Annotated in this window: 13 protein-coding genes; 6 read left to right on the top strand and 7 right to left on the bottom strand. The window is 62.2% G+C overall.

Annotated features, from left to right (window positions below):
* The first annotated feature begins 37 nt into the window (after window positions 1-37).
* The 3 genes from R3F07_05605 to R3F07_05595 are packed head-to-tail and all read left to right on the top strand — an operon-like array spanning window position 38 to window position 2,588.
* Window positions 38-907: an ABC transporter substrate-binding protein gene (locus R3F07_05605; protein MEZ5275836.1), complete on the top strand. Its 870-nt coding sequence runs from the start codon at window positions 38-40 to the stop codon at window positions 905-907.
* A complete protein-coding gene (locus tag R3F07_05600) occupies window positions 904-1,878 on the top strand; it encodes an iron ABC transporter permease (GenBank protein MEZ5275835.1) in 975 nt (324 codons plus the stop codon). The genes R3F07_05605 and R3F07_05600 overlap by 4 nt, the downstream gene beginning before the upstream one ends.
* Complete coding sequence (locus R3F07_05595; GenBank protein ID MEZ5275834.1) at window positions 1,875-2,588, top strand: ABC transporter ATP-binding protein; 714 nt, start codon at window positions 1,875-1,877, stop codon at window positions 2,586-2,588. Before R3F07_05600 ends, R3F07_05595 begins: the two co-directional genes overlap by 4 nt.
* A 292-nt stretch (window positions 2,589-2,880) precedes the next feature.
* On the opposite strand, the gene R3F07_05590 is transcribed toward R3F07_05595, so the two are convergent.
* Complete coding sequence (locus R3F07_05590) at window positions 2,881-4,734, bottom strand: phosphoenolpyruvate carboxykinase (GTP) (GenBank protein ID MEZ5275833.1); 1,854 nt, start codon at window positions 4,732-4,734, stop codon at window positions 2,881-2,883.
* Entirely contained in the window at window positions 4,731-5,294 is a 564-nt protein-coding gene (locus tag R3F07_05585) for a hypothetical protein (GenBank protein ID MEZ5275832.1), read from the bottom strand. Before R3F07_05585 ends, R3F07_05590 begins: the two co-directional genes overlap by 4 nt.
* Window positions 5,295-5,493: 199 nt before the next feature.
* Here R3F07_05585 and ggt point away from each other — a divergent pair, with 199 nt between their 5' ends.
* Both ggt and R3F07_05575 read left to right on the top strand, forming a co-directional pair.
* Window positions 5,494-7,212 carry a gamma-glutamyltransferase gene (ggt, locus tag R3F07_05580; protein MEZ5275831.1) on the top strand — a complete coding sequence of 573 codons (1,719 nt, stop codon included), beginning with the start codon at window positions 5,494-5,496 and terminating at the stop codon, window positions 7,210-7,212.
* A 193-nt stretch (window positions 7,213-7,405) separates the two neighbouring features.
* Window positions 7,406-7,846, top strand: a complete 441-nt coding sequence (locus R3F07_05575) for a DUF5069 domain-containing protein (GenBank protein ID MEZ5275830.1) — start codon at window positions 7,406-7,408, stop codon at window positions 7,844-7,846.
* Window positions 7,847-7,848: 2 nt separating this feature from the next.
* Here R3F07_05575 and R3F07_05570 read toward each other — a convergent pair whose 3' ends face one another.
* Entirely contained in the window at window positions 7,849-8,700 is an 852-nt protein-coding gene (locus R3F07_05570; GenBank protein ID MEZ5275829.1) for an AraC family transcriptional regulator, read from the bottom strand.
* 114 nt (window positions 8,701-8,814) lie between these two features.
* Here R3F07_05570 and R3F07_05565 point away from each other — a divergent pair, with 114 nt between their 5' ends.
* Window positions 8,815-9,693, top strand: coding sequence for a phytanoyl-CoA dioxygenase family protein (locus R3F07_05565; GenBank protein MEZ5275828.1), 879 nt, complete (start codon window positions 8,815-8,817; stop codon window positions 9,691-9,693).
* Window positions 9,694-9,704: 11 nt separating this feature from the next.
* Here R3F07_05565 and R3F07_05560 read toward each other — a convergent pair whose 3' ends face one another.
* From R3F07_05560 to R3F07_05545, 4 genes are all read right to left on the bottom strand, one after another.
* The gene (locus tag R3F07_05560) at window positions 9,705-10,136 is read right to left on the bottom strand and encodes a DUF6370 family protein (protein ID MEZ5275827.1); all 432 of its coding nucleotides are present in this window, start codon (window positions 10,134-10,136) and stop codon (window positions 9,705-9,707) included.
* A gap of 335 nt (window positions 10,137-10,471) precedes the next feature.
* Window positions 10,472-11,590 carry a uroporphyrinogen decarboxylase family protein gene (locus R3F07_05555; protein ID MEZ5275826.1) on the bottom strand — a complete coding sequence of 373 codons (1,119 nt, stop codon included), beginning with the start codon at window positions 11,588-11,590 and terminating at the stop codon, window positions 10,472-10,474.
* A 100-nt stretch (window positions 11,591-11,690) separates the two neighbouring features.
* Window positions 11,691-12,767: an aldo/keto reductase gene (locus R3F07_05550; protein ID MEZ5275825.1), complete on the bottom strand. Its 1,077-nt coding sequence runs from the start codon at window positions 12,765-12,767 to the stop codon at window positions 11,691-11,693.
* Window positions 12,768-12,892: 125 nt separating this feature from the next.
* A complete protein-coding gene (locus tag R3F07_05545; protein MEZ5275824.1) occupies window positions 12,893-13,960 on the bottom strand; it encodes a uroporphyrinogen decarboxylase family protein in 1,068 nt (355 codons plus the stop codon).
* Window positions 13,961-14,149: the final 189 nt, after the last annotated feature.

Raw genomic sequence — 14,149 nt, 5'->3', positions numbered from 1 at the left:
GCCCCAACCTGTCTTGGGGCGCAGCAGAGTGGATTCAATGCAGAAGTCTGCTGCTGAAACGGTGACGCGTTATCTGTTTCTGGGATTCCTCCTCATCCTCGGACCCCACCTTGCTGAGGCCCAGCCGCATCGGGTCGTTTCCCAGACGGTCGGAACGGATGAGCTGCTGCTGGCAGTGGCCGATCCCGGGCAGATTGCCGCCCTCAGCCATCTTGCCCGTGATTCCGATTTCTCCGCCATCGCCACCGAAGCCGGGGCTTATCCGATCCTGCAGGTCAACGGCGATGCCGAAGACATCCTGCAATATGCGCCCACCCTTGCCCTTGTCGCCGATTACAGCCGGCACGAATTGGTCGAACAGGTCCGGCGCGCCGGGGTCGAGGTGATGGTCTTTGATCAATACGATACTCTTGAGGAGACCTACGCCAATCTGCGGCGTCTGGCCAAGGCCCTCGGCACCGAGGAACGCGCCGAGGCCGTGATTTCCGCTTGCCGGGAACGCGTCGCCCGCCTCGCCTCGACCCTGGCCGACCAAGAACCGGTCAAGGTGATCGCCCCCTCCACCTACGGGGTCATCGCAGGCAGCCGAACCACCTTTCAGGATCTTTGCGATCACGCCGCCGCCGAGAACCTCGCGGCCACCCTCGGCGAACTCGTCGGTCATGTCCCCCCTCCCAATGAGCGCATGCTGATCTGGCCGATCGACATCGTCGTGGTGGCCGGCGAGACCTTCGACGACGCGCTGGCTCCCTACCGGGATCTGCCCCCCTATTCTCTCATGCCGGCGGTTCGGGAAGGCCGCGCTGTCGCCCTCAAACCCTGGCATCTGGGATGCGTCTCCCATTATCGGATCGAGGCCTACGAATACTTCGCCCGCGCCCTTCATCCCGACGCCTTCCGCCCATGAGGCGCACCCTTCATCGCTGGGCTCTCCCGGGCGCCATCGTCGTCCTGCTTGTCCTCATGGTCGTCGCCCTCGGCGTGGGCGACATGCCCCTCGGCCTGAGGCGGATCCGCGAAGGGCTCCTGTTCCGCGACGACCTCGCGGCAACCATCATCTGGCAGATCCGGATGCCCCGGCTCATCGTGGCCGTCTTTGTCGGAGGGTCCCTCGCGGCCAGCGGTCTCGTCATGCAAGCCTACTTCCGCAACAGCCTGGCCAGTCCCGGCCTTCTCGGGGTGAGCAGCGGCGGGACGGCCGGAGCCGTCGTGGCCATCGGTCTGGGCATTTCCGTCCGGTCCCTGTTTGTCATGCCGCTCTTTGCCGTGGCCGGCGCCCTCATCGCCACCGGCGCCGTTCTCATCCTCGCACGGCGTGGAGCCAGCACCGAGCGCCTCCTCCTGGCCGGCATCGCCCTCAACGCCCTGCTCGCGGCCGTGACCAGTTTCGTCCTCTCAAACTCCGTCCTTTCCTATGAACGCAACGCGCGGATCCTTTTCTGGCTGCTCGGGGGCCTTGAAGACCGGACCTGGGAGCACGTCTGGATGATCCTCCCGACCGCGGTCGCCGCCGTCTTCCTCTGGCCGCTCGGCCGGCGGATGGACCTGCTCAGTCTCGGTGCGCAGGAGGCGCAGAGTCTCGGGGTCGATGTCCCGCGCCTGCGCCGGATCATGATCGCCCTGACCACCGTGCTGACCGCCCTCGCCACCGCCGTCTCCGGCACGGTCGGATTCGTCGGACTGGTCGTGCCGCATGTCCTCCGGCTCATCTTCGGCCCCGAACACAGACGTCTCGTCCCCCTCGCCCTCGTCGGGGGCGCCGCCTTTGTCCTCGCCTGCGACCTGATCAGCCGCGCCGCCGGCGGCCTCCGGATCGGGATCGTCACCTCCCTCATCGGCGGCCCCTTCTTCCTCTGGCTTCTGCGCAAACAGGTATGAATGCTCTGGATACAAAGAGGCTCACCGTCAGCAACCGCCTCATCGACATCGACCTGGCCGTCCCGAAGGGACAGCTCGTCGGCCTGGTCGGGCCGAACGGTTCGGGCAAGAGCACCCTGCTCCAGGCCGTCGGGGGACTCCTCCCGGCCGATGGACGGATCGCCTGGGATGGCCGGCCCCTCCACTCGATCCCGGCGATGGAACGTGGACGGATGGCGGCCTGGGTGCCCCAGGAGACCCATTTCGCCTTCGGCTTCACCGTCCGGTCCGTCGTCGCCCAGGGCCGCTACGCCCACGGCGATGACGAGCGGGGGGTCGACGCCATCATCAACCGTTGCGATCTGCGCACCCTGGCCGACCGGCCGGTCAATCGTCTCTCCGGCGGCGAACGCATGAGGGTTCTGCTCGCCCGGACACTCGCGACCGAAGCTCCGCTCCAGCTCTGGGACGAACCCCTCGGCCCGCTTGACGCCCGCCACGGCCTTGAAGTGCTCATGATTGCCCGAGAGCAGGCCGCGGCCGGACGAACCGTCATCCTCTCCCTCCACGATCTTCGGATCGCCCATTGCCTCGATGCGGTCGCCGTCCTCGACCGGGGCCGTCTACGCGCCTGGGGACCGCCCGAAGGCGTCCTCACACCGGATCTCCTCCGCGAGGTCTTTGGGGTGAAATCGCGAATCGCGCCCGGATTGGTTCTGGAGATTCCGTAAGGGGTCAGGCCGGAATGGCACCAAGTTGAGCCGAGTCTTCAACTCAGAACTGGCATTTATTCGTCTGGTGTAGTCGCCCCCTGCCTGTCACGGCGCAGCTTCAGCGAAGCCGGATCTCTTGGGGCGTTCGGGCGTGGATTCGCGGCAAGAGACTGCCTCGGCTACATCTCGTGATCCCTCCAGAATCCCCCTTGACTTGGTGCCATTCCAATCTGACCCCTTTTCAACTAAAAACCCCGTCGCGCATCGCCGCGCGACGGGGTTCGAGAGAACCAAGGCACCAAACAAAAGACTACAGTCTTGAGACCAGGAGTTCCTTCTGGAAGAGGATCTCCTTCGGCAAGTCGTGGTAGAGCTTGAAGAAGAGTTCGTCCTGCAGCAGGACTTCGCGCTTCCAGTCGTCGACATTGATCTCGAAGACCTTTTCAAGATCCTCCTTGGTGAATCCCTTGAGTCCTTTGATGTCGAACTGCTCAAGGTAGGGAATCCAGCCAAGAGGTGTTTCCTCGGCGGCCACCCGTCCGGCACAGCGGTCGACAATCCACTTGAGGACACGCGTGTTCTCACCGTAACCCGGCCACATGAACTTGCCTTCCGGTGACTTCCGGAACCAGTTCACATGGAATATCTTCGGCGGACGCTTGATCAGCTGGCGCATTCTCAGCCAGTGATCGAGGTACTGACCCATATTGTAACCGGCAAACGGCAGCATGGCCATCGGGTCGCGACGGACCTGACCCATGCCGCCCGCCGCGGCGGCCGTCATTTCCGATCCCATGGTCGCACCGACATAGACGCCATGCACCCAGTTGAAAGCCTGGAAAACCAGCGGCATGGTGCTGGCCCGTCGACCGCCGAAGACGATCGCGCTGAGGGGCACGCCGGCCGGATTCTCCCAGTCCTCATCAATGCAGGGGCACTGCGAAGCCGGTGCGGTGAAGCGGGCATTCGGATGCGACGAAGGCCGTCCACAATCCGGAGTCCATGGCTGTCCCTTCCAATCGGTCAGCCTGGCCGGTGGTTTCTTGGTCATGTCTTCCCACCAGACATCGCCGTCCTCGGTCATTGCGACGTTGGTGAAAATGGAATTCTCCCTGATGGAGCGCATGGCGTTCGGGTTGGAATCCATCGACGTGCCCGGGGCAACACCGAAGAAACCGGCCTCGGGATTGATCGCGTAGAGGCGTCCGTCCTTGCCCGGCTTGATCCAGGCGATATCATCGCCGATGCAGGTGATCTTCCAGTCCTTCAACCGGTTGGGCGGGATGAGCATGGCGAAATTCGTCTTGCCGCAGGCACTCGGGAACGCGGCGGCCACGTAGGTCTTCTTGCCTCCGGGATCCTCGACCCGAAGGATGAGCATGTGCTCGGCCATCCATCCCTCGTCACGGGCCATGCAGGAAGCGATGCGCAGGGCGAAGCACTTCTTGCCCAGCAGGGCGTTGCCCCCGTAACCGCTCCCAAACGACCAGATGGAGCGCTCCTCAGGAAAATGAACGATGTACTTGTTGTCCTTGTTGCAGGGCCAGGGCACATCCTTCTGACCGGCCTTGAGGGGCGCACCCACTGAATGGATACAGGGAACGAACTCACCATCCTTGATGTGCGTGTAGACTGCCTTGCCCATGCGGGTCATGATCCGCATGTTCGCCACCACGTAGGGTGAATCGGTCAACTCAATGCCGATATGGGCGATCGGTGATCCGAGCGGACCCATGCTGAAGGGAATGACGTAGAGGGTCCGCCCCTTCATGCAACCGTCAAACAACCCCAAGAGGGTGGCTTTCATTTCCCTCGGGTCGACCCAGTTGTTGGTCGGTCCGGCATCCAGCTCGCGCCGGCTGCAGATATAAGTGCGGTCCTCGACCCGGGCCACATCGGCCGGGTCCGAACGCACCAGCAGCGAATTCTTCCGCTTCTTCGGGTTCAACCGGATGGCCGTGCCACCTTTGACCATCAGATCGCTCATCAGGTCATATTCCTCCTGACTGCCGTCGCACCAGAAGATGCTGTCCGGTTTGCAAAGAGCGGCCATTTCCTCGACCCAATCGACCACTGCCTTGATGTCTGGCTTGGCCTTGCCGAGGTTTCCATGGGCGCCGGCCGATCCGGTTCCCGCTTTGGGTGCGTTTTTCCTGCTCGTCATCGTATTCTCGTGTTTAGCGTTGAGACCCTCTGTTCTTCAGGGTCGGGTGAAAAAAAAGGGGTGATGGTCTCAGCAACCCGACGGCACCCGGAAGGTCGATGTCTCCCGACTCGCCCGGAAGCTTCGGTGATCGGCCGCAGTGATTGCTCGCAGATTCCCTGCATTTCCCGATGGATGAGGATATGTGTCACCTGATTCAAGTCCCCGAGCAGACACCCGAGACCCGGCCCGGAATCAAGGGCAAACCGCGAAGCGGACTCCATCAGGAAATGACTGATGGCCGCCTCGCCCGCATTGAAAAGCTTCAGGCAGACCGAGATATTGGTCGGGAAATCCACGAACTGACCGACGATCGGGGGTCGTCGATGAGCGGACAATCGATCCACCCCATCCCCTTGGAGCATGTCCAGGATCTCATCGAAGAGCGCCGGAAACAGACCGTCCGGCACTTCGAGGTCCACCAGGCAGGAGTCCTCCAGACTCCGGGCGAACCCATCCCGCCACGCCCCGAGAATCGCGACGCGATGGAGGCGGATTTCGGCGATAAGATCAGGGTTCACGGATCCATTATGGGTGACGACCGGAAATCGGACTTTGCATCGATTGCCAATTCTTACTCGGATCTTGGACAATCGGAGCTGGGCGAACGAGGGTCGGCGGTACCGGATCGGGTCCGGCGAAGACCCGGACGGAAAGGATCGAACCTGGTCTGCAGGGGCCGGGCATGCCCTGCATTCCGAGACCAGCCAACCTCTGATTGTGGCTCCTTCGTCTTTCACCGCCATGGGATTGCTTTTTCTCCGAGCCGCTTCCAGCCTTCCGGGCGTGGACCGCATCACCGGAAAGACTTTTGCCACCCGATCGGAAGTCGTTGCCAACCAAGGCATGGTCGCGACCAGCCAGCCTCTGGCCACACAGGTTGGCCTGTCGATCCTTCAGACCGGCGGGTCGGCCGTTGACGCCGCCATCGCAGCCAACGCCGCACTCGGGTTGATGGAGCCGACCGGCTGCGGGATCGGTGGGGATCTTTTTGCAATCGTCTGGGACTCCGGATCAAAGAGGCTTCACGGGCTCAATGCCAGCGGTCGCTCCCCATCGGGGCTATCCCTGGATCAACTCAAGGCGGAGCTCGACCGCCAGGGTCTCAAATCGATCCCCCCCCACGGCATGCTGCCCATTTCCGTTCCGGGGGCCGTCGACGGTTGGTTCGAGCTTCACCATCGATTTGGACGGCTGCCGATCGACGCCGTCCTCCAGCCGGTCATCCGCTACGCCGAGGAGGGGTTCCCGGTAAGCGAAGTGATTGCCCATGCCTGGGCTCGCAACACTGCCGCCCTCGTCAATCAGCCCGGAGGCTTCGTCGAAACCTTCACTCCGAATGGCCGGGCTCCCCGGACCGGGGAAATCTTCCGCAATCCGGGCCTGGCCCGGACCTTTCGATTGCTCGGCAACGAGGGGCGGGACGTTTTTTACCGCGGTGCGATCGCCGATCAGATGGATGTGTTCTTTCGGGCGAACGACGGCTTTCTGAGAAAAACCGATTTCGAGAGTCACCGCAGCGACTGGGTTCAGCCCGTTTCCGTCAACTACCGGGGTTACGATGTCTTTGAACTGCCTCCCAACGGGCAGGGCATCGCCGCCCTGCAGATGCTCAATATCCTTGAGGCCTACGATCTGAAGGCTCCCGGACCCAACAGCCCGGAGGTTCTTCACCTGATGATTGAAGCGAAGAAGCTGGCCTTCGAGGACCGGGCCCGGTTCTACGCCGATCCCGATTTCGCGGAGATCCCGCTCCAGGGCCTCCTTTCCAAGGCCTACGCTGCCGAACGTCGCGCCCTCATCAATCCCGGCCGGGCGGCCAGACGCATCGATGCCGGAAATCCCGCCCTGCACAACGGCGACACCATTTACCTGACGACGGCCGACGCCGAGGGGACCATGGTCTCCTTGATCCAGAGCAATTACCGGGGCATGGGCTCGGGCATCGTCGTGCCGGGACTGGGATTCGGTTTCCAGGACCGGGGTCAACTCTTTTCGCTGCAACCGGACCACCCCAATGCCTACGCGCCCGGCAAGCGTCCCTTCCATACCATCATTCCGGCTTTTGTCCTGAAGGATGGTCAACCGTGGCTGAGTTTCGGGGTGATGGGCGGAGGCATGCAACCCCAGGGTCATGTGCAGATCCTCGTCAATATGATCGATTTCGGCATGAACACCCAGGAAGCGGGCGACGCCCCCCGCTGGCAGCATCTGGGATCGTCTGAACCAACCGACTCCCTCATGACGAACGGTGGCTACGTCGAACTGGAATCCGGGATCCCCTGGGAAACCGTGCGCGCCCTGGAGAACCTCGGACACGATATCCGCGCGGGCAGCGGCGGGTTCGGCGGTTATCAGGCCATCCTCCGCAATCCCGCCACCGGAGTCTACCATGGAGCGTCGGAAAGCCGCAAGGACGGCCAGGCCGCGGGCTATTGACCTCGATGGTTCACTGACTTGAGAGGGGTGCCCACGAATCTGCACAAATTCCCACGAATGGAGCCAGGTTTCATCATCGAAGATAAACTCTCTGATTCGTGCCGATTGGTGGAGATTGGTGGGCCGTCAAATCGGGGATCTGCGGCTTCTTTCTGAGTCGACTACGGTCGACCGCTCGCCCATATCCACGGAGATGAAAATCGAAGGATTGCGCAGCTGCTACGACAAGGTCGGCGGCATTGTCTATTTCGGGCGGATGCTGGACAAGATCCGCCTCCACCACGCCGGTAAGCTCCCGGCGGATTTTCATGACAACCTCGGCGTCGGCTTCGATGGCCGATGCGCAGCTTTCATCGGCGTGGCCTACGACGAAATCAAGCAACGGACACTCTCGGGCGGCAGCGACGAGGAAGTCCTCGCCTGGTGCCAGTCCAAGGGAGGGACCCGTAGCCCGACGGAGATCCTCTTCTTCAATGACTTCATGATCAAACGGGGTTGGCGCGACGCCGGCACCGCGGGACTCGAGGCACGGAAAAAGTCGTCCGGAATGGCTGATCGGACCGATATTCTGACCTTCTTCGACCAGATTGATGTCGACGAAGACCGGACTCCACCCACGCCCCCTCATTCCTGAGGTCAGCGGCGGGCATCCCCGGTCCGGAATCTCATCGGGCTGACCCCGGTGCGCGCCTTGAACTGACGCGAGAAGAGGAAAACGTCGGCATAGCCGAGGACTTCCGCGATTTCCGTGATTGAGCGGTCGAGATTGCGCAGAAGATGCCTGGCCCGCTGCACCCGGGCATCGACAATGAAATCACGCGGTGCCCGTCCCGTGGTCCGTTTGAACAATCGGGCAAAGTGGCGGACCGAACAACCGACCTCCCGTGCGAGATGCGACACATCCCATCGCTGTTCCGGAGATTCGAGGATCCTCAGGGCCTGTTCGTGCAGGAGAGCGGACGTCACCGCACCCGGCCCCGTTGATTCCCTGTCGGACTGGACGACCTCTCCCGATACGCAACCGAGGATGAGACCATAGAGCAGAGCTTCCGCCTCGGCCCGGGCCAAATCGCCCGCCCCGCTTCCACCCCCGGGAAGCAGCCGGAGTCGATCAACAATCCGACGCGTCACCGCATCAAAGAACCCGACCTCGCTGATGAGGAAGGACTCGTCAGGCAGTCCCTCAAAGTCGTGCGCCGGCAACAGGCCATCCGGACCGATCAGGTCAAAGTGGATATAGGTGACCCCGAGTCGGCGGGTCGGATCCTGGTCGGCCAGATAGGTCCGCCCGGGACGCATCCAGAAACACCGGCCGGCGTGCAGATCCACCTCGCGATCCATCAGCCGCATCCGCCCAATCCCTTCCCAGACAAACCAGAGGTCATAGTCCGTCAGGCGGTCCGGTTCCGTCCAGCGCAGGTCCCAGCCCGGTTCACACCGGACCCGGCCCAGACTGTTGATCCGCGGACGCCACTGCAGCCAATCCATATATTTGTCTCTTTAGTGCAAAAAAATATCCGCCGCAACCATGGAAGTGCAACCAGAAAACCACTATGATCTCTTTCAAACAAGCACTCCCCCAAACGACCACCTGACAGATAAATGCAAAGCGCCACCACTGAAACCATCCACGAGGAGGGCCTCGCCTTCGACCAGGGTTCCGAGATGCACGACCCGAATCTCTACCGGGCGGCCCGCGTTGCCACGAAACGCGACGGCCTGGGTTCCATCGATGACGCCGCCATCGAGGAATACCGCCAGACCGGCTATCTCGCGATTGAGAACGCCTTCAGTCCGGAAGAGGTCAAGGCGGCGCTCGACGGCCTCGTCGGGCTCATCATGGGACAGAAGCCCGATTTCAAGGGGATCTGGTTTGAGTCCAAGGCCAGGGAGATCCTCCCGTCCCTGAACGCCGCTCAAAGGCAGGATGCCGTCCGCAAACTCGGTTTCTTTGTCGACCATGATGCCGGACTACGGGCCATGGCCACCCACCCCGGATTGATGGCCGTGATCTCCCGGCTGATCGGTGGAACGCCAACTCTCTTTCAGGACATGGCACTGATCAAACCACCTCGTCTCGGACGGGAAAAGCCCTGGCATCAGGATCATGCCTATTTCGCCTACCCGCTGGGAACACCGATCGTCGGCGTTTGGATCGCCCTCGATGAGGCAACCGTGGGCAATGGCTGCATGCACCTGCTCGAAGGCGGTCACCGCCTCGGTCCCAAGATCCATTTCAAACGGCGCGACTGGCAAATCTGTGACAACGAGATGATGGGCTGCGAAGCAGTCGCCGTCCCGCTCAAACCGGGAGGCCTATTGCTCTTCGACGGCCTCCTGCCCCACGGGACCCCCCACAACAACTCGGGAGAACGCCGTCGCGCCATCCAATACCATTACGCTCCCGACACCGCCACCAAGGTCGAGGACGACTACCGGCTCGGTGTCTTCGGCAGCGAGGGCAAGGGCGTGACCTGCTGACTCCGGAGGCTTCAGCTCAGCGGCTCAGACCGAGTCGTGGCGGCCTCTTCGGCGGCGCCTTCCAGCCGGTCTTCATCCGGTGACCCTTCCCCGAGCAGGACAAAGGAAGTCGCGTGAAACCTGCCGTCAATGATCGATCCGGCCACCCGTGCTGAGCGGACCGCGCTGCAGAAACCGTCCGTCGCGTGGGCATCACCGTGGTCATCGATGCCGGTCCCATCCACAAAATAGGCCTGACCATTGATCCGCACCGCAAGATCGCAGGAGTCCCCCTCCATCCCGAACTGACATTGGCCGCACGAAGCCGCCACCACCGCGCCGGCACGCAACTGATCGGCGGTCAGAACCGGCTGCGCCTCCTCGCCTGAAAGGACCGAGGTGACCCACACCCCGCAGAAGGCCAGACCCGACAGCACGGATTTCCTCCAGAACATCATTTCCATGAACGGAGTGGACTAATCCGCAGACCGGGTCCCGGCAAGACAATGTCGAACTGCCGTCCCCCACCCACGGAACAATACGTAGTGTGCTGGAATGGCGCTCAGTTACGGTGATTGATCGTTGATTCCACCATTGACCGTCAGAACGGCGCGCCCAGCGGTCACGCCCTACCTGATCTGACCGATCTGGCGGTAGGGCGTGACCGCTGGGCGCGCCATCGACCCGTCCCGGCCCATCTCGATGGTGTCGGGAAGGACAACCGAGGCCTGAGATGTTTCCCTCAGCCTTTGCCAACCAAGCGCCAATCTGGTGTGCAGTAGCTACGTTTGGTTCTGCCCTATCCCCGGGGATAGCGACAGTGGTCCTGCACGCACTGCATCAACCAGCGCATCCGGCCCACCCCGGTGCCGGCCGCCAGCGAGCCCGCCGTCGTCACGTGCAGCCCCCCGCCTTTTCCCGCCTTGGCAAAGTCCTCGAGGACCCTCTCCCGGATGGCTTCCGCGCTCCCGTTGCGCAGAAGAAAGGGCGGCATCTGGCCCAGGATCATCGCCTTGGGCAATGCGGCGCGGATCGCCGCAACGTCGACTTCCGGACCGTAGTTGACCTGATTGATCCCGAGCTCCAACTGCTGGTCCATCAAGTGGCCCATCGCGCTGTCCGAATGCTGGTAGCGCACGGCTGCACCCGGAGCCAGCTCCGCCATGACCTGGTGGAGCACCGGAAAGCAGAACCGGCGATAGAGTTCCGAATTGAAGAGGGCGCTGTTGTCGTCAGTAATCCACCAGCCCCGGTGCGTGTTTCCGCTGAACTCTCGGAGAAACCGGTTCAGCTCGACCATCTTCTCGGCCAGGAGGAAGCTTAAGCGCCCGATGAGGTCCGGGTAGTCATAGGCCCAGAGGAAGAGGATCTCCGGATTGAGAACGGAGGTCATGATGGTGGCCGGACCGCGGCTGCCGGTGCCCAGGGCGGGCATGCACTCACCGCGCAGCTTGCGCAGCTCCCATTCCTCCAGGTAGTCCGGGGGCAGGGCCCATTCCTCGATCCGGGTGGCCTCGGCACGGTCGAGAATTCTCGAGAACTCGGCCGGATCCTCGGTCACAGGCTGCAGCCAGGGCGTGCCCGATTCCAGGTAGGCAAATTCGGAGCCAAAGAGATTCTCGATCCGCTTCGGCGCATGAACCCAGGTATCCTCGCTGAAGAACGCCTTGCCGACGTATTCGAGCGTGACCGCGTTGGCCTCCCGATGCAGTCGATCCCGGCAAGCCTTGTCCCGGTAGTAGGCGACGGTCGAATCAACCCGGAGAAACTCGAAGAGCCAGTGATCGTCCGGGGAAAACGAGAAGAAGCAGCGTGGCTTGTCCTCGGTGAAACTGGCGCAGACTTCGTTTTCGGCCCAGAAGGCGTCGGGATCGAGAGACGCCGTCAGATCGAGGAATTCCTGTTCGATGATGGGCATGGCCGGTCTGGAGCAGCGAAGCTGGACCAAACCGGCCGGGATTCCAAGCCTGCAGGTGTGGTCCGGAATGCGGTTCGATCCCCGGACGGCAGGCCCCGGTTCAGGCTCCCAATTCCCAACGGCGGAAATAGAGCGCCTGCCGGACGATCGGCAGGGTGCGTTCCTCGAGCGCCGCCATCTCACCCGGGCTCAGCGGAGTGAAACCTGAAGCGGTGGCCAGATTCTCCTCCAGCTGTTCCACGTTGTCCACTCCGACGATATTGGTGCTGACTGGAAGTGACATGTTGTAGCGCAGGGCTTCCTCCATGGTCAGGGTGCCCGGTCGGGCCGTCCGCATGCGTTCCGGTTGATCCTCGAGCGGTCCGGGTACCCATTCCGACAGGACTCGACCGCGGGTCGCGACCTTCATGCCAATGATGCCCATCTCCTTCTCCAAAGCGAACGGCAAGAGATGCTCGATGAAACTCAGGTAGTGCCGGTCCGCCGCATTCATCGCCATGAGGATGCAGTCGAAGGGATAGCGATTGATCGCCTCCCGCAGGACATTTGGCTCGAAGTGCCCGGTGATGCCCACAAAAAGCGTGCGTCCCTCCTTCTTCAGTTGCTCAAACGCATGAATCGCCCCATCCGGAGCGAAGATCTGGTCAAGCTGCTCCATCGTCTGAACGTTGTGCAGCTGGTAAAGATCCACATGGTCCGTCTGGAGCCGCTCAAGGCTGATCGCGAATTCCTCCAGGGCTCCCTCCCGATCGCGCCGACCGGTCTTGGTTGCCAGAAAGGCCTCCTTCCTTCGTTCCCGCATGACAAGCCCGACATGGGTCTCGCTGGCTCCTCCCCCGTAAACGTGGGATGTATCCAGGTAGTTGACACCGAGATCAAGGGCACGATGGATGATCTCAACCGCCTGATCGGCGTTTCCCTTCTTCTCGATGGCAGCCTGGCAACCGAGGCTGAAGATGCCCGTCCGGAACCCCGTTCGACCAAGGTTGCGGGTCGGCATGGCCCGGTGGGTGCGTGGATTGTAGGGGAGCAGGCCGGAGTCCCGGGTCGGCTCTCCCGCTGAAGGCTCCGCGCCGACGGCCCGTCCGGCGGTCAGCGCCACCGTGGTGGCGACGCCCGCCCCGATAAACTGGCGACGACTCATCGCCCGATCCGATCCAGAGGTTTCCTTGTTCATGGCAGGTGGTGGTTGCAGGTGGACCGGATGACCTTGCCGGAAGAATCCCGCCGGTTCACCCCAAAGGTTTTCAAGGGTTCAATTATAACCGGTGCGAATAGGGTCAAGCAATTGCCTGAAAGCCTTCAATCGTAGACCAGGGCGTCACACCCTTCGAAAAAGGCCCTCACGTTCTCCGGCGGCACCTCGGGTTCAAGCACATGGGTGGGCGAGAGCATGAGGCCGCCTTTCCCGGCCTCCAGGACGTCGGCCAGGTCGCGGACGCACTGTCGCATTTCCCCTGGCGTCCCGAAAGGGAACGTCGTCTGTGTCCCGACACAGCCGTCAAAGGCCAGGCGCCGGCCAAAACGCTTGCGCACCGCCACGGGATCCATGCACTCGGGCTGGACCGGATTGAGGATGGTGATGCCGATCTCAACCAGATCATCGAGTATCGGCGTCAGGTTTCCGTCGGAATGGTACCAGACCTGGATATCGGGTTTGATGGCCCGCGCCGCCGCGATGACCTTGGCCCAGCGTGGTTTCATGACCGTCCGCCAGAGATCCGGCTGGAACATCAGGGTGTTTTGATTGGCCACGTCATCTCCGGTCCCGATGCAATCATACCCGGCCCGGGCGGCCGCCACCGCGGTTCGCAGATTGTTGTCGCAGAACCGGTCGAGCAGACACTCCGCCCACTCCCGATCGGTCAGGAGATCCATCAGGAATTCCTCATATCCGCGCACCTGCCAGGCATTCTCATACATATGGCCGACGAAGATCTGGGTGTAGGTGCCCTCAGCTTCCGCCCGCCGCCTGGCCGCCAGCATCTCATCGTCCAGCCAATCGGCATTGCTGGCGATCGGGTAGTTTTCGATCTCCTCGAAGCGGGTGGCGTGACGCAGCGGGCTGATGTACTTGGTGAAGTGATAAAATCCCGTGCTGAGGTGCCCGCAACCATTGCGATCCACGGTGAATCCGCCCTTCCCCACTTCGAAGTCCGGGTGGTAGATCGCGTAATCGGGAAACTCGAAACCCTCCGGTGGATTCAGGCCGGCCCCATGACCGGTATCCATGTCGAAATAAAGGTCCGGAGCCTGACCGAGAACCCGCGTCATCCGCTCCCTGAGGTCGTCCACATAAGTGGCCCGCCGGGGGACCCGGTCGACCGGTTCAAATCGCGCAAAGGCCAGGAAACGTTCTTTCTTCGTCATGACCGCACTCTCCGATCCGCAAAGGGGAACAGGTTCATTCCAAGGTCAGCCTGACACCGGCGGGGCTTTGGTGAAACCCACCCCTGCCCGCATCCGTTCGAGTGGCTGAAGAAACTTTCCGAAAGAGGCGCATTGGTTCTCGGTCCACCGTCGGATCGACTGACCGCCGACCTCTTGTCCGCCCGACCG

Source organism: Opitutaceae bacterium (assembly GCA_041395105.1).
Taxonomy (GTDB): domain Bacteria; phylum Verrucomicrobiota; class Verrucomicrobiia; order Opitutales; family Opitutaceae; genus B12-G4.
Note: the sequence above shows the minus strand (reverse complement) of the source record. Positions and strands in the feature narration are given on the sequence as shown.